The organism is Dawidia cretensis (assembly GCF_018598175.1).
In the GTDB taxonomy this organism is placed as follows: domain Bacteria; phylum Bacteroidota; class Bacteroidia; order Cytophagales; family Cyclobacteriaceae; genus Ohtaekwangia; species Ohtaekwangia cretensis.
The window spans coordinates 1-548 of record NZ_JAHESE010000113.1 but is presented as its reverse complement, the minus strand read 5'-3'; the positions used below and the strand labels follow the sequence as shown (position 1 = coordinate 548).

At 56.0% G+C, this 548-nt stretch carries 1 protein-coding gene; it reads left to right on the top strand.

Features of this window, described 5'->3' with window-relative positions; all coding sequences use genetic code 11:
• A partial coding sequence (locus KK062_RS29970; RefSeq protein ID WP_254088070.1) for an ABC transporter ATP-binding protein occupies window positions 1–519 on the top strand: 519 nt, incomplete at its 5' end.
• Window positions 520–548 lie beyond the last annotated feature (29 nt).

Sequence of the window (548 nt, the reverse complement as noted above, 5' to 3'; positions counted from 1 at the left end):
GATGTGAAACAAAATATCGGGTATATGAGTCAGAAGTTTTCGCTGTACGAAAACCTGACGGTGGCGGAGAACATCACATTCTTTGGCGGCATCTACGGCCTGCGCAATCCTGTGTTGCGCGAGAAGCGGGAGCAGTTGCTCACACGGCTGGGATTGGAAGATGTGGCGGGCAAACGTGTCGGGTCGCTGCCGTTGGGATGGAAACAGAAGCTGGCCTTTTCCGTGGCAATCTTACACGATCCGAAGATCGTATTCCTGGACGAGCCTACCGGAGGCGTCGCCCCGTTTACCCGGCGGCAGTTCTGGACCCTGTTGTACAGCGCGGCCGGTCAGGGCATCACGGTGTTTGTCACGACCCACTATATGGACGAGGCGGAATATTGTCACCGTGTTTCGATCATGGTGGATGGGCGGATCGCTGCGCTCGATACGCCCCGGCGACTCAAGGAGGCGTACGGGGCTGCTTCGATGGACGATGTCTTTTATACCCTGGCGCGTGGTGCGCAACGTGGCGAATAACACAACTTACTATTGTTATGCAACAACTG